The organism is Nocardioides aquiterrae (genome assembly GCF_039526625.1).
GTDB lineage: Bacteria > Actinomycetota > Actinomycetes > Propionibacteriales > Nocardioidaceae > Nocardioides > Nocardioides aquiterrae.
Genome location: NZ_BAAAJE010000019.1, coordinates 128,619 through 144,034, shown reverse-complemented (window position 1 = coordinate 144,034; position 15,416 = coordinate 128,619). Strand labels below are relative to the sequence as shown.

At 72.7% G+C, this 15,416-nt stretch carries 18 protein-coding genes and 1 tRNA gene; 7 read left to right on the top strand and 12 right to left on the bottom strand.

What is annotated here, in order from left to right; translation table 11 throughout:
* The first annotated feature begins 138 nt into the window (after window positions 1-138).
* Complete coding sequence (locus ABD086_RS18185) at window positions 139-441, top strand: antibiotic biosynthesis monooxygenase family protein (protein WP_343909022.1); 303 nt, start codon at window positions 139-141, stop codon at window positions 439-441.
* Here the strand turns inward: ABD086_RS18185 and ABD086_RS18180 are convergent.
* Together ABD086_RS18180 and ABD086_RS18175 are read right to left on the bottom strand one after the other, a co-directional pair.
* On the bottom strand, window positions 419-1,258 hold the full coding sequence (locus ABD086_RS18180; RefSeq protein ID WP_343909021.1) for a DUF72 domain-containing protein: 840 nt from the start codon (window positions 1,256-1,258) through the stop codon (window positions 419-421). The genes ABD086_RS18185 and ABD086_RS18180 overlap by 23 nt on opposite strands.
* Window positions 1,248-1,649, bottom strand: coding sequence for a hypothetical protein (locus ABD086_RS18175; RefSeq protein ID WP_343909020.1), 402 nt, complete (start codon window positions 1,647-1,649; stop codon window positions 1,248-1,250). Before ABD086_RS18175 ends, ABD086_RS18180 begins: the two co-directional genes overlap by 11 nt.
* Before the next feature lie 20 nt (window positions 1,650-1,669).
* Between ABD086_RS18175 and ABD086_RS18170 the strand changes: the two genes are divergently transcribed.
* The gene (locus ABD086_RS18170; protein WP_343909019.1) at window positions 1,670-2,422 is read left to right on the top strand and encodes a PIG-L deacetylase family protein; all 753 of its coding nucleotides are present in this window, start codon (window positions 1,670-1,672) and stop codon (window positions 2,420-2,422) included.
* A 152-nt stretch (window positions 2,423-2,574) separates the two neighbouring features.
* On the opposite strand, the gene ABD086_RS18165 is transcribed toward ABD086_RS18170, so the two are convergent.
* The 5 genes from ABD086_RS18165 to ABD086_RS18145 form a co-directional block, all read right to left on the bottom strand.
* Window positions 2,575-2,647 (bottom strand) — tRNA-Asn (locus ABD086_RS18165).
* A 39-nt stretch (window positions 2,648-2,686) separates the two neighbouring features.
* Entirely contained in the window at window positions 2,687-3,199 is a 513-nt protein-coding gene (locus tag ABD086_RS18160; protein ID WP_343909018.1) for a hypothetical protein, read from the bottom strand.
* Window positions 3,199-5,055 (bottom strand): DNA primase, encoded by a 1,857-nt coding sequence (gene dnaG, locus ABD086_RS18155; RefSeq protein WP_343909017.1) that lies wholly within the window; start codon window positions 5,053-5,055, stop codon window positions 3,199-3,201. Before dnaG ends, ABD086_RS18160 begins: the two co-directional genes overlap by 1 nt.
* A gap of 21 nt (window positions 5,056-5,076) precedes the next feature.
* Entirely contained in the window at window positions 5,077-5,991 is a 915-nt protein-coding gene (locus ABD086_RS18150; protein ID WP_343909016.1) for a 2-hydroxyacid dehydrogenase, read from the bottom strand.
* Window positions 5,988-7,244, bottom strand: a complete 1,257-nt coding sequence (locus tag ABD086_RS18145) for a deoxyguanosinetriphosphate triphosphohydrolase (RefSeq protein ID WP_343909015.1) — start codon at window positions 7,242-7,244, stop codon at window positions 5,988-5,990. Before ABD086_RS18145 ends, ABD086_RS18150 begins: the two co-directional genes overlap by 4 nt.
* Before the next feature lie 155 nt (window positions 7,245-7,399).
* Between ABD086_RS18145 and ABD086_RS18140 the strand changes: the two genes are divergently transcribed.
* A complete protein-coding gene (locus tag ABD086_RS18140; RefSeq protein ID WP_343909014.1) occupies window positions 7,400-7,594 on the top strand; it encodes a HEAT repeat domain-containing protein in 195 nt (64 codons plus the stop codon).
* Window positions 7,595-7,603: 9 nt separating this feature from the next.
* Here ABD086_RS18140 and ABD086_RS18135 read toward each other — a convergent pair whose 3' ends face one another.
* The 5 genes from ABD086_RS18135 to ABD086_RS18115 all read right to left on the bottom strand — a co-directional run bounded on the left by ABD086_RS18135 (window position 7,604) and on the right by ABD086_RS18115 (window position 12,262).
* Complete coding sequence (locus ABD086_RS18135) at window positions 7,604-8,455, bottom strand: VldE C-terminal domain-containing protein (RefSeq protein ID WP_343909013.1); 852 nt, start codon at window positions 8,453-8,455, stop codon at window positions 7,604-7,606.
* Between the two features lie 145 nt (window positions 8,456-8,600).
* Window positions 8,601-9,740: a tRNA dihydrouridine synthase DusB gene (gene dusB / locus ABD086_RS18130; RefSeq protein WP_343909012.1), complete on the bottom strand. Its 1,140-nt coding sequence runs from the start codon at window positions 9,738-9,740 to the stop codon at window positions 8,601-8,603.
* Between the two features lie 83 nt (window positions 9,741-9,823).
* Window positions 9,824-10,507, bottom strand: coding sequence for a hypothetical protein (locus ABD086_RS18125; RefSeq protein WP_343909011.1), 684 nt, complete (start codon window positions 10,505-10,507; stop codon window positions 9,824-9,826).
* A complete protein-coding gene (locus tag ABD086_RS18120; RefSeq protein ID WP_343909010.1) occupies window positions 10,501-11,901 on the bottom strand; it encodes a glycine--tRNA ligase in 1,401 nt (466 codons plus the stop codon). Before ABD086_RS18120 ends, ABD086_RS18125 begins: the two co-directional genes overlap by 7 nt.
* A 40-nt stretch (window positions 11,902-11,941) precedes the next feature.
* Entirely contained in the window at window positions 11,942-12,262 is a 321-nt protein-coding gene (locus ABD086_RS18115; protein ID WP_343909009.1) for an antibiotic biosynthesis monooxygenase family protein, read from the bottom strand.
* Between the two features lie 61 nt (window positions 12,263-12,323).
* Here ABD086_RS18115 and ABD086_RS18110 point away from each other — a divergent pair, with 61 nt between their 5' ends.
* Genes ABD086_RS18110 through ABD086_RS18095 form a run of 4 tightly spaced genes read left to right on the top strand, consistent with a single transcriptional unit; the run spans window position 12,324 to window position 15,393 of the window.
* On the top strand, window positions 12,324-13,214 hold the full coding sequence (locus ABD086_RS18110; RefSeq protein WP_343909008.1) for a metal ABC transporter substrate-binding protein: 891 nt from the start codon (window positions 12,324-12,326) through the stop codon (window positions 13,212-13,214).
* Complete coding sequence (locus ABD086_RS18105) at window positions 13,207-14,001, top strand: metal ABC transporter ATP-binding protein (RefSeq protein ID WP_343909007.1); 795 nt, start codon at window positions 13,207-13,209, stop codon at window positions 13,999-14,001. The genes ABD086_RS18110 and ABD086_RS18105 overlap by 8 nt, the downstream gene beginning before the upstream one ends.
* Window positions 13,998-15,005 carry a metal ABC transporter permease gene (locus tag ABD086_RS18100; protein ID WP_343909006.1) on the top strand — a complete coding sequence of 336 codons (1,008 nt, stop codon included), beginning with the start codon at window positions 13,998-14,000 and terminating at the stop codon, window positions 15,003-15,005. Before ABD086_RS18105 ends, ABD086_RS18100 begins: the two co-directional genes overlap by 4 nt.
* On the top strand, window positions 14,992-15,393 hold the full coding sequence (locus tag ABD086_RS18095) for a Fur family transcriptional regulator (RefSeq protein WP_343909005.1): 402 nt from the start codon (window positions 14,992-14,994) through the stop codon (window positions 15,391-15,393). Before ABD086_RS18100 ends, ABD086_RS18095 begins: the two co-directional genes overlap by 14 nt.
* The last annotated feature ends 23 nt before the right edge of the window (window positions 15,394-15,416 follow it).

The window sequence follows — 15,416 nt, the reverse complement described above, 5'->3', positions numbered from 1 at the left end:
ACCCGGGGGCTCTCACCCATTCAAGCCGACGCGCCCGCTACCAACGTCCTGGCTGGGTACATCTAGGCCGGTGATCCGGGCGCACCGAGCGGGCGAACCCCCGGTTGTCCACACACTCTCCCGAAGGGAAGGCCCACCATGTCCGTTCTCATCACCATCAAGGTCCCCGGCAACGTCGACGTCTTCACGAAGTGCCTCGAGGAGCGGGCCGACGAGTTCGCCGCGATCGCCGAGCGGGCCAAGCCGCTCGGCGCGATCCACCACCGGTTCGGGCTCGGTGCCGACCACGTGCTCGTCGTCGACGAGTGGGAGTCCGCCGAGCAGTTCGAGGCGTTCTTCGCCAACCCGGAGCTGCACTCCTTCATCAGCTCCGTGGGCGGCAACCCGGAGGCTTCCGAGGTCGCGATCACGACCGCGGTCAGCTCGCCGGACGAGTTCTGACCCGCTCCCGGAGGCGGACCGCGTCGTGGGGGGCGTGGCCCTTGGCGTCGTTGTCGAAGTAGACGACCACGTCGGCCTGCTCGGACCAGGTCCGGCACTTGGCGGCCCAGCGGTCCAGCGCGGCGTCGGAGTAGCCGCTCGCGTACAGCTCCTGGTCGCCGTGCAGGCGGACGTAGACCAGGTCGCTGGTGACCGCCTCGGCCAGCGGCCAGCGGCCGGCGGTGTCGGCGACGACGCAGGCGATGTCGTGCTCGCGGAGCAGGGCGAACGCCTCGTCGGTGCAGTACGACGGGTGCCGGAACTCCAGCGCGTGCCGGATCCGCTGGTCGCCGAGCCCGCGGGGGGTGGTGGTCAGCGCGCGGTCGGGCTTCAGCTTCGCGTCGTGCTTGCGGGCCAGGGCGGCCGCCGCCCGGACGGTCCGCGGGAGCAGGTCGAAGAACGAGCCGAGCAGGTCGGCGTCGTACTCCAGGCGCTCGGGCAGCTGCCAGAGCACCGGACCGAGCTTGGGCCCCAGGGCGAGCACCCCTGAGCCGAAGAAGTTCGCGAGCGGCGTCTCGACGTCGCGCAGCCGCTTCATGTGCGTGATGAAGCGGCCGCCCTTGACGGCGAAGACGAAGTCGTCGGGCGTCTGCTCGCGCCACGACTCGTAGGACGACGGCCGCTGCAGCGAGTAGAACGAGCCGTTGATCTCGACGCTGTCCAGCCGCTCGGCCGCGTACGCCAGCTCCTGGCGGCGGGGCAGGCCGCGCGGGTAGAAGTCCCCGCGCCAGCCGTCGTAGGTCCAGCCGGAGATCCCGACCCTGATCTCACCCGCCATCGCGAGCAGTGTCGATCGCGAGGGCGAGCGCGTTCAGCCCGGCCCACCCCAGCGTGACCCCGAGGACCTTGCGGCGGACGTCGGGATCGTCGGTGCGGGTGGACAGCAGCAGCCCGTCGCCGAGGTCCATCGCCACCCGGACCAGCATCGCCGCGCGCACCGCGCCCGGACCGCCGAGGAGGCCGGCGGCGCTGATCGCCAGGTCGCGCACGCCGTACGTCCGGGCCAGCAGCTCCAGGCCCTCCCGGTCCTTGCGGTCGGCCTTCATCGCCTGCCAGAGGTGGGCGGGCTGGGCGAGCGCGTAGCCGCCGTACGCGGCGGTGGCGGCGGACAGGGCACGGCTGAGCGGGAAGCGCATGGCCGGGACGTACCCGGCCCCCGCGGCGCTCACGCGGTGCCATGCTGGTGCGCATGCAGACGGGCATCGAGATCGAGCCGCTGGAGCCGCTCCCGGAGGACTGGGAGCGCGCGCTGTGCGTGGTCGCGCACCCCGACGACATGGAGTTCGGCGGGGCCGCGGCGGTCGCCCGCTGGACCGCGCAGGGCAAGCAGGTCGCCTACTGCATGGTGACCAGCGGGGAGGCCGGCATCGACGGCATGGCGCCCGACGAGTGCCGGGTCGTGCGCGAGGCCGAGCAGGTCGAGTCGGCGCGCATCGTCGGCGTACCGGAGGTGGAGTTCCTGCACCAGCCCGACGGGATCCTCGAGTACGGCGTGCCGCTGCGTCGCGAGATCGCCGCCGTCGTCCGCCGCTACCGCCCCGAGATCGTGGTCACCAGCAACTTCCGCGATACCTGGGGCGGGGTGAACCTCAACCAGGCCGACCACGTCGCGACCGGGCGCGCGGTGGTCGACGCGGTCCGGGACGCCGGCAACCGCTGGATCTTCACCGAGCAGCTCGTCGACGGGCTCGAGCCGTGGGGCGGCGTCCGCGCGGTGTGGGCCTTCGGGTCGCCCCAGGCCACCCACGCCGTCGACATCACCGACACCTTCGACCTCGGCGTGCAGTCGCTCGAGGCGCACCGCGCCTACATCGACGGCCTGGGCTGGGAGCACTGGGACGGCCGCGAGTTCCTCGAGGGCTTCAGCCGCCCGGTCGGCCAGCGGATGGGCGTCGCGTTCGGGGCGCCGTTCGAGGTGTTCCCGATGGGCTGGGGCGGGTAGACCGGGAACGGCTCGTAGCCGAACGGGCACAAGCACGTGTTCTCGGCGTCCGCTGAGCGTGGCTCGGGCCCCTGACGGCAGTTACGCCCGTTCGGCTACGAGAGCGGCCGGGAAGCCAGAAGGGCCCGGCGATCGCCGGGCCCTTCTCTCTGCTCCCCCGGTTGGACTCGAACCAACAACCCTCCGGTTAACAGCCGAATGCTCTGCCAGTTGAGCTACAGGGGATCGGTGCAGCCCGCACAGGTTAGCAACTTGCGTCCCATGTCAAAAATCGAGGCCCACGTCGGCGCGGGCGGCCGCGAGGGCCTCCTCCGCCGCCTGCCGTACGGCGGGGTCGTCGGGGTCGATCCCGGCGTCGAACTCGTAGATCCACCTGATCGGCCGGTCCCCGCGGGGCGCCCGGCGGGCGATCACACGCAGGCCGCGGCGGCCCCGGATCGGGACGTGCCGCTGGAGCACGACGCTCGCGGTGACCCGCTCGCGGATCAGCTCCAGCAGGCGGCCCGGCTCGGGCAGCGTGAAGACGTGCTCGGGGCGCTGCTCGCCCCAGGTGCCGACCTCGCTGACCCGCAGCGTGGTCGTCTCGGCGTCCCAGCCGGCGGCCTGCACGTCCTCCCACGGGATGCGCAGCGTCTCCTCCAGCGCGAGCGAGGTGCCGAGCCGGCGCACGACGTACAGCGCGTCGCGGGTCCCCCCGAGGTGGGCCTCCTCGGCCACCGCGTCCGCCAGCAGCTTCTCCCCCCGCTCGACGCGGATCGGGGACCTACGCAGCGCCATCAGGCCGGCCCCGCCAGCCGGTCGCGCAGCGCCCGGCGGTGCGCCTCGAGGGCGGCCAGCTCGCCGAACATCTTGTTGAACGCCTCGGCGTGCTCGACCGGGTTGGTGCGCTGCAGCCGGGACTTGATGGCGCCGATCCGCCGGGCGACGGTGAGCTCCTGGAGGCGCACGAGGTACTGGGTCACGTACGCCGCGTCCGGCTCCTTGAGCAGCGGCTCGACGCCGAGCGCGCTGATCGCCGAGGAGACCGCCGGGTCCGTGGCGGCGTCCCGCAGCTTGGTGGCCCAGCCTGGGTCGCCCGCGCCGGCGCCCGGTCCGCCGGCGGCGGCCACGAGCTCCCACACGGCGCGGTACGTCGGGTGCGTGAAGTCGTCCGGGCCGATGTCGGACGTGAGCCGGCCGATCGTCATCGGGTGCTGGATGACCAGCTTCAGCGTCTCCCGCTCGATGGAGAACCGCGGGTCGCGCAGGTCGGGCACGTTCGTGCGCGGCGGCGGCGCGGCCTCGGGGGTCCGCGGGTCCTGCCCGGGCCGGCGGTTCGCCGCCCGCCGGACCTCCGCGCGCGCCTCGTCGGGGTCGACGCCGACCATGCCGGCCAGCTCGCGGGCGAACGCGTCGACCTTCGACTTGTCGCGGATGCTCGACACCAGCCGGGCGCCCTCGCGGAGCGCGTCGATCCGGCCGTCGGCGCGGTCGAGGTCGTACTTGCCGACCACGTTGGACAACACGAACCGGTAGAGCGGCACCCGGCGGGCGACCAGCTCGCGCACGGCGGCGTCGCCCTTCTTGATCCGCAGGTCGCAGGGGTCGAGGCCGTCCGGCTCGATCGCAACGTAGGTCTGCGACACGAAGTTCTGGTCGCCGCCGAACGCGCGCAGCGCGGCCTTCTGCCCGGCGGCGTCGCCGTCGAAGGTGAAGATCACCTCGCCGCGGAACTCCTCGTGGTCGTTGAGGAACCGGCGCAGCACCCGCGAGTGCTCGTCGCCGAACGCGGTGCCGCAGGTGGCGACCGCCGTACCGACGCCGGACAGGTGGCAGGCCATCACGTCGGTGTAGCCCTCGACGATCACCGCCTGGGAGGACCGGCCGATCTCGCGGCGGGCCAGGTCGATGCCGTAGAGCACCTGGCTCTTCTTGTAGATCGGGGTCTCGGAGGTGTTGAGGTACTTGGCCTCGATCCGGTCGTCGTCGAACAGCCGCCGGGCGCCGAACCCGATGGTCTCGCCGCTGGACTCCCGGATCGGCCAGAGCAGGCGGCCGCGGAACCGGTCGTACCCGGACGGGCCGATCAGGCCGCCGACGGTCAGCTCCTCGGTGCCGAACCCGCGACCGCGCAGGTGGTTGGCGAGCGCGCGGCCGTCGTTGGGAGCGAACCCGATCCCGAACATCTCGGCCGCGGCCTGGTCGAAGCCGCGCTCGGAGAGGAACTGCCGGCCGACGATCGCGTCCGGGGTGGCCAGCTGCTCGGCGTAGAACGCCTGCGCCGCCTGGTGCGCCTCCAGCAGCCGCCGCCGCGACGGCCCCTTGGGCCGCTCGGGCTGGAACCCGTCGTCCTCGCGCCGCAGCACGATCCCGTACTTGTCGGCCAGCCGCTCGACGGCTTCCCCGAAGGTCAGGCCGTCGATCTTCATCAGGAACGTGATGACGTCGCCGCCTTCTCCGCAGCCGAAGCAGTGGAAGAATCCCCGCGCCGGGTTGACGTTGAACGACGGCGACTTCTCGTCGTGGAACGGGCAGAGGCCCTTCTGGGAGCCGCCGCCGGCGTTACGGAGGGTGACGTACTGCGAGACGACGTCGTCGATGCGCGCCTTCTCGCGCACCGTCGCGATGTCCTCCTCGCGGATCCGTCCTGCCACGTCGCGGAGTCTATGTCCCGGTCAGTACGGGCCGGACATGACGTTCACCAGCTCCTCGCCCGCGGCGTAGCGGTGCAGCTGGTCGCGGACCAGGCGCCGCGCCCGCGGCCACATCGCGCTGCTCGCGCCACCGACGTGCGGGCTGACGAGGAGGTTCGGGGCGTCCCAGAGCGGGTGGTCCTCCGGCAGCGGCTCCTCGTCGGCGACGTCGGTCGCGTAGGACACCCGGCCGGCGTGCAGCGCGGCGATCACCGCGTCGGTGTCGACGACCGCGCCGCGGGCGACGTTCACGAGCAGCGCGCCGTCCTTCATCGCGGCGAGGAAGCCGGCGTCCACGAGGCCGCGGGTCTCGTCGGTGAGGGGTACGACGAGGACGACCACATCGGCGCCCGGAAGCAGGGACGGCAGCTCGGCGATCGCGTGCACGCCGTCGCGGGCGGTGCGGGCGACGCGCACCACCTCGACCTCGAACGGCAGCAGCCGCCGCTCGACCGCCTCGCCGACCGCGCCGTACCCGACCAGCAGCACCCGCTTGTCCGCGAGCGCCGGGTGCCAGTCGGTGTTCCAGCGGTGCCGGTCCTGGTCGCGGACGAAGCCCGGCACCCCGCGCAGGCTCGCGAGCGTGAGCGTCAGGGCCAGCTCGGCGGTGGAGGTGTCGTGGATGCCGCGGCCATTGCAGAGCAGCACCCCGTCGGGGAGGGCGCCGCGGATGTTGTCGACGCCGGCGGTCAGGGTCTGCACGACCTCGAGCGACGTCATCCGGGGCAGCACCTCGGACACCCGCCGGCCGACCTGGTACGGCGGCACGTAGAACCGCACGTCGCCGACGCTGTCGGGGATCGACTCGGTCGGGTCCACGACCTCGTACCGCAGCCCCTCGGGCGGGTCCCCCAGCTCGGCCGGGTCGAACGGCAGCCACACCAGCCGGTCGCTCATGCGCGCCCCCTCAGCGCGGCGTGCCAGGCGACCGCGCTCTGGTCGGTGAGCGAGGCGACCTGGTCGATCACGACCCGCAGCCGCGCGGCGTCGTCGGCCGCCGCGGCCCAGTCGTCGGCGAACTGGCGCTCCATCGCGTCGGGGCCTCGGTGCGCGAGCAGCGCCACCAGCTCGGCCAGCAGCTCGCGCTGCCGCTCCATCAGCGCGACCCGGTCGTCGGCGCGCATCACGTAGTGGGCGGCGATGCCCTTGAGCACCGCGATCTCCAGCCGGGTCTCCTCCGGCACGACCAGGTCGCCGGCGTACCGCACGAACGGGCCGGCGCTCTCCGCGAACGTCGCGTGCTGCACCGCGCCGCAGAAGCGGCCGATCAGGTCGCTGGTGAGGTTCTTGAGCGCGGCCAGCGAGCGCCGGCTCCCGTCGTACGCCGCCCCCGGCCAGCTGCCGACGGTGCGGAGCTCGGCCAGCGTCTTGTCGAGCGCGCCGTCGTCGGCGTCCGGGAGGTACCAGTCGCGGACGGTCTGCCAGACCGCGGCCTCGTCGATCGCGGTCAGCTCGATCCGGCCGGCGACCACGCCGTCCTCGACGTCGTGCACCGAGTAGGCGACGTCGTCGGCGAGGTCCATCACCTGCGCCTCGAGGCACTGGCGGGTGCCGTCGGCGCCGCGGCGCATCCAGTCGAAGACCGGCCGGTCGTCGTCGTAGACGCCGAACTTCACGACGAACCGCGGCGACCCGTCGGCGTGCACGCCGCGCGGCTCCTCGGCGGCCGCGCGCGGCCAGGGGTACTTGGTGCAGGCGTCCAGCGTCGCCCGGGTCAGGTTGAGCCCGGCGCCCTCGGTCTTGGCCTCCAGCCGGGTCAGCAGCCGCAGCGTCTGGGCGTTGCCCTCGAAGCCGCCGCACGCCTCCCCCAGCTCGGCCAGCACCCGCTCGCCGTTGTGGCCGAACGGCGGGTGGCCGAGGTCGTGCGCGAGCGCGGCCGTCTCCGCGATGTCGGGCTGGCAGCCGATCGCGCGGGACAGGTCGCGGGCGATCTGGGCGACCTCGAGGCTGTGGGTGAGCCGGTTGCGCACGAAGTCGTCGGTCTGCGGGCCGTGCACCTGCGTCTTGGCGGCCAGCCGCCGCGACGCCGCGGCGTGCACGACGCGGGCGCGGTCACGCTCGAACGGCGTGCGCACCGGCGCGTCGACCCGCTTCGGCGGCTCCTCGACCAGGCGCTCGCGCGCGGCGTCGTCGTACAGGTCCTCGGTCATCGGACCCGACTCTATGAGGCAGCGGGGACCTTCGCCCCTGCCGCCCGGGCACGGAGCGCCCTAGCGTCGAGGCGTGACGCGGATCGCGGCGTACCGCGACACGCTCCGGAGCATGGCGCCGGAGGCGTGGCCCGCCTACCTCGACGACCTGCGGGGTGATCGGGCTGGGCGCCCGGGGCGCCGACCCCGGGATCCGCGAGCGCCTGCGGCGGCAGGCCTCCGACGACCGGTGGCGGGTCCGCGAGGCGGTCGCGACGGCGCTCCAGCGGATCGGTGAAACCGATCTCCCAGCCGTCGAGGACATCGTCCGGCAGAACCTCACGAAGAAGCGGCTGGCCCGGCTGCTGTGACGCCCGGCGTCAGTACGTCGCGACGTGCACGTGGTCCATGTGGTTGGCGGTGGCCGACCCGTGGTCGCCGTAGTCCCGCCAGCCCTCGGAGGCGCGCTCCGGGGTCCAGATCAGGTCCCACCAGATGACGTCGTAGAGGTGCAGCTCGGAGGCGTGCGCCTGGAGGAACGCCGCGATCTGGTCGCCGAGCGCCTTGTCGGTGGTCATGATGTCCAGCGCCCGGCCCGAGGAGTGCTCCCCGTGCGCGTCCCAGCCGCCGTACGACGTGATCTGCGGGAACGCGTGGCACACCGAGCGGTAGACGTACACGGCGTTGGAGGTCAACCCGCTCTCCACGCTGGGGTCCGGGCACGGCTCCATCGACAGGCCGCCGGCCGCGGTCACCACCTCCGGCTTCTCCTCCGAGAGGTAGCCGGCGGTGACCCAGCGGGCCTCGCCCTGCCAGACGATCTCGACGCGGTCGGCCGCCGTGCGGCCCGTGACGAGCACCCGCTTGCCGGCCTCGAGCTCGCCGACCTGGGTGGCGTCGTCGCCGGAGGCGGACCACAGGTTCAGCGTCGTGGTGGTCCACCGCCTCTCGTCGGCCTTCGCGACCGCGCGCTGGGTCAGCACGCTCGGCTTGAGGCGGAGCTTCTCGGCCTCGAGCCGGGACCCGCTGCGCGAGACCGTGTCGCGCGCGACCGTGGCGCCGGAGACGTCGGCGGCGGTGTCCTGGGCGAGCAGGGTGGGCTCGGGAGAGCTCGCGAGCACGCCGATGGTGACGGCGGACGCGGTCGCGAGCAGGGCAAGCGGCGCCGCCACGAGGGCGGCGCGGGGCTTGCGGCGGGCATCGGTGTCCCGCTTGTGGCGATGCTCTGCCACAGCGCTGATCCTTTGCTGTTGCTGACGGGGGTCTGCCCCTGCCGCGGACTCCCGAGAATGGTCACGAAACGGCAACGACCGCCCGAGTCAACCACACGTCCGACGAGGCCCGGAATCGCGGGCGCGGATTTCGGGGTGTTCCCCGTCACCCGCCGGTGGTCTCGGAGGCGTCCTCCTGGAGGTGGCAGCCGCTGCCGTCGGCGTCGTCGAGCCAGCCCTCCGGGAGCACGACGCGCTCGCGCGGCGACCCCTGCCGGCCGCGCGGCGACCCCAGCTCGGCGACCGGGAACGGCTCGCTCGGGTCCAGCTCGGCCAGCAGCCGGTCGAGCGCCGCGAGGCTGTCGACCAGCCCCAGCGAGCGGCGCATCTCGCCGCCCGCGGCGAAGCCCTTGAGGTACCACGAGACGTGCTTGCGGAACTCCTTGCAGCCCCGCTCCTCCCCCATGTGCTGGCACAGCAGCTCGGCGTGCCGGCGCATCATCGCGGCGACCTCGCCGAGAGTGGGAAGCGTGGCGACCTCCTCGCCGCGGAACGCGGCGGCCAGGTCGCGGAACAGCCAGGGCCGGCCCAGGCAGCCGCGCCCGACGACGACACCGGCGGCGCCGGTCTGCTCGACCATGCGGATCGCGTCGGCGGCCTCCCAGACGTCCCCGTTGCCGAGGACCGGGATGTCGACGTGCTCGACGAGCGCCGCGATCGCGTCCCAGTCGGCCGCGCCGGAGTAGGCCTGCGCGACGGTGCGGCCGTGCAGCGCGATCGCCGCGCAGCCCGCCTCCTGGGCGATCCGGCCCGCGTCGAGGTAGGTCAGGTGGTCGTCGTCGATGCCCTTGCGGGTCTTCATCGTGACCGGCACGCCGTACGGCGTCGCCGCCGCGACCGCCTGCTCGAGGATCTCGGCCAGCAGGCCGCGCTTCCACGGCAGGGCACCGCCGCCGCCCTTGCGGGTCACCTTCGGGACCGGACAGCCGAAGTTGAGGTCGATGTGCGCGACGCCGTACTCGGCGCAGAGGATCTCCGCGGCCTTGCCGACGTACACGGGGTCGGTGCCGTAGAGCTGGACCGAGCGGGTGGTCTCGAGCTCGTCGAAGACCAGCATGTCCCGGGTGTGCTGGTCACCCTCCACCAGGCCGCGGCTGGTGATCATCTCGCACACGTACAGGCCGGCGCCCTGCTCGGCGCACAGCCGGCGGTACGCCGCGTTGGTGATGCCCGCCATCGGCGCGAGCACGACGGGCACGTCGACGCGCAGGGACCCGAGGGTCAGCGAGGTGGGCAGGGCGGACATGCCGTCCATTGTCCGGCGTGGACGCGGGAGGGCCCAAATCGCACGGTTGTTTCGAGGCTCAGGCGCCAGGGCGCCTTGACACCTCAACCACCGTTCGACTTCTTGTTGCCCTTCTTGCCCTTCTCGGACTTCTTCGGCTTCGGCGGCTCGTACTTCACCACGTCGCCGGTCCAGGTGATCGGGTTGAAGGTCTCCTCGGGCCGGAAGCTCACCGACACCAGGTCTCCGTGCTTCGGCGCCAGGTAGACCAGGCAGACGTTCGCCTTGTCGCCGGGCCCGAACTTCTCCGGGAACGGCGTGCTCGGGCAGGCGTCGAACGAGCTCGCGAACGGCGTCGGCTCGAGCAGCACGTTCTGGTCGTTGACGACGTACAGCGGCACCGGGCGGCCGCCGAGGTCGGTGTCGCCGACGTTCTCGATCCGCGCCCGCACGTAGAACGGGTTCGACTTCTTCTGCTCGTCGCTCAGCTGCCACGCCGAGAAGTCGTCGATCGACGTCTTTTCCAGCGCCGTGACCTGGATGTCGAGCGCACCCACCTGCTCCTGCCGCGGCCGGTACGCGACCACCGCGTGGTCGCCGACCGACAGCTGGCTGCCCGGCGGGGTCAGCTCGACGCCGGCCGGCACCGGCAGGTACGGCGTCTCGCTGGCCGCCGGCGACGGCGTCGGCGTGCCCGAGCTCGCCGGAGCGGGGTCGTCGGAGGACGACGAGCACCCGGCCACCGTCAGCGCGGTGGCCAGGAGCAGGGCGGCGGTCCGGCTCAGCACCCGACGAGTCGCTCGGCGAAGTACGACGACACGGCGTCCAGCGAGATCCGCTCCTGCTGCATGGTGTCGCGCTCGCGGATCGTGACCGCCTGGTCCTCGAGGGTCTCGAAGTCCACGGTCACGCAGTACGGCGTACCGATCTCGTCCTGGCGGCGGTAGCGGCGCCCGATCGCGCCGGAGTCGTCGAAGTCGACGTTCCAGCCCGCCCGGCGCAGCTCCATCGCGAGGTCCTTCGCCTTCGGCGACAGGTCCGCGTTGCGCGAGAGCGGCAGCACCGCGACCTTGACCGGCGCGAGCCGCGGGTCGAGCTTCAGCACGGTGCGCTTGTCGACGCCGCCCTTGGTGTTCGGGGCCTCGTCCTCGGTGTAGGCGTCGACGAGGAACGTCATCAGGCTGCGCGACAGGCCGGCCGCCGGCTCGATGACGTACGGCACGTAGCGCTCGTTGTTGGCCTGGTCGAAGTACGACAGGTCCTGGCCGGAGTGCTTGGAGTGCGTGGTCAGGTCGAAGTCCGTGCGGTTCGCGATGCCCTCGAGCTCACCCCACTCCGAGCCGGCGAAGCGGAAGCGGTACTCGATGTCGACGGTGCGGGTCGAGTAGTGGCTCAGCTTCTCCTGCGGGTGCTCGTAGTGCCGCAGGTTGTCGGGGTCGATCCCGAGGTCGGTGTACCAGCCGGTCCGCTCGTCGATCCAATACTGGTGCCACTCCTTGTCCTCGCCCGGCTTGACGAAGTACTCCATCTCCATCTGCTCGAACTCGCGGGTCCGGAAGATGAAGTTGCCCGGCGTGATCTCGTTGCGGAAGCTCTTACCGATCTGGGCGATGCCGAACGGCGGCTTCTGGCGGCTCGAGGTCACCACGTTGGCGAAGTTGACGAAGATGCCCTGCGCGGTCTCCGGGCGCAGGTAGTGCAGGCCTTCCTCGTTCTCGATGACGCCGAGGTAGGTCTTGAGCAGGCCGGAGAACTGGCGCGGCTCGGTCCAGGCGCCGCGGGTGCCGCAGTTGGGGCACGCGACGGTCGCGAGGTCGACGTCGTCGGGGTTCTCGATGCCCTTCTTCTCCGCGACCTCTTCTTGGAGGTGGTCGGCGCGGTACCGCTTGTGGCAGGACTGGCACTCGGTCAGCGGGTCGGTGAAGGTGTCGACGTGGCCGCTGGCCTCCCACACCTGCCGGGGCAGGATGATCGAGGAGTCCAGGCCGACCATGTCGTCGCGCATGGTGACCATCGACCGCCACCACTGGCGCTTGATGTTCTCCTTCAGCTCCACGCCCAGCGGGCCGTAGTCCCAGGCGGAGCGGGTACCGCCGTAGATCTCGCCGGACGGGTAGACGAAGCCCCGGCGCTTGGCGAGGGAGACGACGTTGTCGACGGTGGACGGCGGCGGCTTGGCCACGGTGGCTCCTATGGACAGCAGTTTGTTGCGAGGTGAACGTTCAGCCTATCGACCGCGGGAACCCGATATTGAGGGTGGTGCCCGGCTCGGCGTCCTCGTACGCCGACGGCTCCTCGATCGCCCGCGAGAGGATCGGGACCGCGCGGAGCTTCACGTCGTACGACGACAGCGCGCGGCGGTAGCTCCCGACGTTCGTCCAGCGGGTGCTGAGCACCCACAGCTCGGGCTCGTCGACGTTGCGGCCGATCTCGCCGCCGACGTACCCGGCGCACGCGGCGAGCGCCTCGCGCGCGGTCGCCAGGTCGGTCCGGAACGCCTCTCCGTCCGGGACCGGCACGCGGAACCTGCTCACCACCAGCACGCCACGATCGTAGTCGGCGATGAGTTGACAATCGTTCTCAACTAGACTGAGAATCGTTCTCATGAAGCTGCTCGCCGCCCTCCCTGCCCTCCTGCTGCTGAGCGGCTGCGCGGCGTTCACCGACGACTCCGTCGGCCTGGACAACGGCGTGCAGGTGGCGACGGCGTTCTACCCGCTGCAGTACGTCGCCGAGCGGGTGGCCGGCGGGCACGCGGACGTCGAGAACCTCACCGCGCCCGGCGGCGAGCCGCACGACCTCGAGCTGACCGTCCGCGAGACGGCGGAGGTGGCCCAGGCGGACCTGGTCGTCTACGAGCGCGGGTTCCAGCCCTCGGTCGACGACGCCGTGGCCGAGAACGCCGAGGGCGACGTGGTCGACGCGGCCGAGGTCGTCGACCTGGTGCCGTTCCGCGAGCACGGGGTCGACTCGGCCGAGGACGACCCGCACTTCTGGCAGGACCCGCTGCTCCTGGCCGAGGTGGGTGACGCGGTGGCGGACCGGCTGTCCGAGATCGACCCCGACCACGCCGACGACTACGCCGCGAACGCCGCCGACCTGCGCGCCGACCTCGAGCGGCTCGACGAGGAGTACGCCTCCGGACTCGCCCACTGCGCCCGCACCACCGTCGTGGTCAGCCACGACGCGTTCGGCTACCTCCAGCGCTACGGTCTGCGGATGACCGCGATCCTCGGACTCGCCCCCGACGCCGAGCCGACGCCGGCCGGCCTGGGCCGGCTCGAGGACCTGGTCCGCTCCGAGGGCATCACCACCGTCTTCTCCGAGTCGCTGGTGAGCCCGGCGGTCGCCGACTCGCTGGCGCGCGACACCGGGGTGGCGAGCAAGGTGCTCGACCCCATCGAGGGGCTGTCGGACGAGACGGCCGGCGAGGACTACCTGTCGCTGATGCGGGCGAACCTCCGGGCCCTCCGGGAGGCGAACGGCTGTGCCTGACGTCGTCCGACTGAGGGAGGGCGCGGTGGCGATCGCCGGCCGCCCGATCCTGCGGCACATCGACCTCACCGTCCGCGCGGGCGAGTTCGTCGCGCTCATGGGCGCGAACGGGTCCGGCAAGTCCACCCTGGTCCGCGCCCTGACCGGCCTGCACCCGCTGGCCGGCGGGTCGCTGGAGCTGTTCGGCACCCCGCTGGAGCACTTCCACGACTGGCGGCGGATCGGGTTCGTCCCGCAGCGCGGCGGCGCCGCGTCCGGCGTACCCGCGTCGGTGTGGGAGGTGGTCGCCTCCGGGCGGCTCACCCACCGACGGCTGCTGCGCCCGCTCTCCCGCGCCGACCGCCGGGCGATCGCCGAGGCGCTCGAGGTGGTCGGTCTCGCCGGCCGGGCCCGCGACGGCGTCTCGACGCTGTCCGGCGGGCAGCAGCAGCGGGTGCTGATCGCCCGCGCCCTCGCCGGCGAGCCCGAGCTGTTCTTCCTCGACGAGCCGACCGCCGGCGTCGACCTGCCGAACCAGCAGGTGCTCGCCGACACCCTGGCGGTCCTGTCCGACCGCGGCGCGACGATCGTGCTCGTCGCCCACGAGCTCGGACCGATGGCGCCGCTCATCGACCGCGCCGTCGTGATGCGCGACGGCCGGATCGCGTACGACGGCCCGCCGCTCGCCAGCGACCAGGTCGCGACCGCCCACCTCGACCACCACGACCACGGCCACCACCACAGCGAGCCGGAGCGGCACGACCACGCCCCGCACATCGCGTCGCCCATCGAAGGGGGTACCGGATGAGCGGCTTCCTGGACCTGCTCGGCCTGCCGTTCATGCAGCGCGCGCTGATCGCGGCGCTCTTCACCGGGCTCGCCGCCCCCGCGGTCGGCACCTACCTCGTGCAGCGCCGGCTCGCGCTCATGGGCGACGGCATCGGCCACGTCGCGGTCACCGGTGTCGCGATCGGCCTCCTGACCGGCGCCTCCCCCACCTGGACCGCGGTGGCGGTGGCGGCCCTCGGGGCGATCCTCATCGAGGTGATCCGGGAACGCGGGCACGCGAACGGCGACGTGGCGCTCGCGCTGCTGTTCTACGGCGGCCTCGCCGGCGGCGTGCTGATCACCGGGCTGGCCGGCCAGAGCGGGGCCCGGCTGCAGCAGTACCTCTTCGGCTCGATCACCACGATCTCGGTGGGCGACGTGGTGGTCACGATGGCGCTGGCCGCGATCGTCGTGCTCGTCTGCGTGGGCACCGCGCCGCAGCTGTTCGCGGTCGCCCAGGACCAGGAGTTCGCCCGGGTCGCAGGCCTGAACATCCGCGTCTACAACCTGCTCGTCGCGGTGCTCGCCGCCGTCAGCGTGACCGTCGCGATGCGCACCGTCGGCCTGCTGCTGGTCTCGGCCCTGATGGTGGTGCCCGTGGCGACCGCCCAGCAGGTCAGCCGGTCGTTCCGCACCACGCTGGCCGCGGCGATGCTGCTCGGCACGCTGGCGTCGGTGGGCGGGCTGCTGCTCTCGGCGTACGCGTCCTTCCACGCGCGCGTCGCACCCGGCCCCACGATCGTGCTGCTGGCGCTCGCCGGCTTCGTGGTCGCGTGGCCGCTCGGCGCCTGGCTGCGGTCGCGGCGGCGGCTGCGCGAGCCGTTCCCCGTCGTCGAGCCCGTCGTCCACGACACCATCGACGACCACCCGCACGAGCACGGCGAGGACTGCGGCCACGTCGGGGTCCCGCACGGCGACCACGTCGACTACGTGCACGACGGCCACCGGCACGCCGCGCACGGGAGGCACTATGACGAGCACTGACGGCGCGCCCCTGCGGCCCACCCGCCAGCGGCGCGCCGTGATCGACGCACTGGCGTCGTTCGACGACTTCCGCTCCGCCCAGGAGATCCACGACCTGCTCGGCCGCCGTGGGGACCCCGTCGGCCTGGCCACCGTCTACCGGACGCTCCAGCGGCTGGCCGACGCCGGCGAGGTCGACCTGCTGCGCACCGAGGACGGCGAGGCGATCTACCGCCGGTGCTCCGACACGCACCACCACCACCTGGTCTGCCGGTCGTGCGGCGCCACCGTCGAGGTCGAGGGCCCGACCGTCGAGCGCTGGACCCGCGCGATCGCCGCCGAGCACGGGTACGACGACGTCAGCCACGCCCTTGAGATCTTCGGGACCTGCGCGGCCTGCCGGGCGTGAGCCGGCCGGAGTTTTCGGCTGCT

Bases quoted from the DNA above. Each gene is read 5' to 3' on its own strand.
- dusB (WP_343909012.1), bottom strand. From the start codon at position 9,740: ATGTCCGCCCTGCCCACCTCGCTGACCCTCGGGTCCCTGCGCGTCGAC.
- ABD086_RS18185 (WP_343909022.1), top strand. From the start codon at position 139: ATGTCCGTTCTCATCACCATCAAGGTCCCCGGCAACGTCGACGTCTTC.
- ABD086_RS18150 (WP_343909016.1), bottom strand. From the start codon at position 5,991: ATGAGCGACCGGCTGGTGTGGCTGCCGTTCGACCCGGCCGAGCTGGGG.
- ABD086_RS18095 (WP_343909005.1), top strand. From the start codon at position 14,992: ATGACGAGCACTGACGGCGCGCCCCTGCGGCCCACCCGCCAGCGGCGC.
- ABD086_RS18110 (WP_343909008.1), top strand. From the start codon at position 12,324: ATGAAGCTGCTCGCCGCCCTCCCTGCCCTCCTGCTGCTGAGCGGCTGC.
- ABD086_RS18160 (WP_343909018.1), bottom strand. From the start codon at position 3,199: ATGGCGCTGCGTAGGTCCCCGATCCGCGTCGAGCGGGGGGAGAAGCTG.
- ABD086_RS18170 (WP_343909019.1), top strand. From the start codon at position 1,670: ATGCAGACGGGCATCGAGATCGAGCCGCTGGAGCCGCTCCCGGAGGAC.
- ABD086_RS18180 (WP_343909021.1), bottom strand. From the start codon at position 1,258: ATGGCGGGTGAGATCAGGGTCGGGATCTCCGGCTGGACCTACGACGGC.
- ABD086_RS18145 (WP_343909015.1), bottom strand. From the start codon at position 7,244: ATGACCGAGGACCTGTACGACGACGCCGCGCGCGAGCGCCTGGTCGAG.
- ABD086_RS18100 (WP_343909006.1), top strand. From the start codon at position 13,998: ATGAGCGGCTTCCTGGACCTGCTCGGCCTGCCGTTCATGCAGCGCGCG.